This window comes from Campylobacter concisus, from assembly GCF_002914195.1.
GTDB classification, from domain to species: Bacteria; Campylobacterota; Campylobacteria; order Campylobacterales; family Campylobacteraceae; genus Campylobacter_A; species Campylobacter_A concisus_M.
This window is the reverse complement of the sequence record NZ_PPAU01000128.1, coordinates 1-447: the sequence shown is the minus strand read 5'-3', so window position 1 is coordinate 447 and position 447 is coordinate 1. Positions and strand designations below refer to the sequence as shown.

The 447-nt window shown below is 34.9% G+C and carries 1 protein-coding gene; it reads left to right on the top strand.

The features are described from left to right. The coding region (locus CYP28_RS10430; protein WP_181000444.1) for a hypothetical protein at positions 1–447 on the top strand (447 nt) is incomplete at both ends.

The following is a 447-nucleotide window of genomic DNA, read 5'->3' as shown; positions in this document are numbered from 1 at the left end:
GCAAGAGATTGAGCCATATTCATATATTGAAAGCATAATAAAAAAGATTAAGTCGCCCCAGGCAATAGAAGATGCTTACAATAGCACAATCAAAAGCTCTGATAACCCTGATGTAATAGACGGCAATGAGGTAAGAGAAGCTATTGCTATAAAGCGATTTTTACAAAGTCGTCACATAGCAACGCTTATGGCCATTGATGTTTTTATGCGATCAATAGATAATAAAACTGGCCACTCTAAGCCATTGTTTTTGCCAGCTGAGATAGTCAGCGTATTATATTTGCAATATGAATACTCTAAAATAATTTTAGATACCAAACGAACTGAAGAAATTTTTGGAGTTACTGAGGGAGATGATGTTTTTGAAAAGCATTTTAAGGACTTCGTGCTAAAAATACTGCGTGAAATTTCCTATACTACGAAGCCTGAAGATATTCAGTTCTTGAT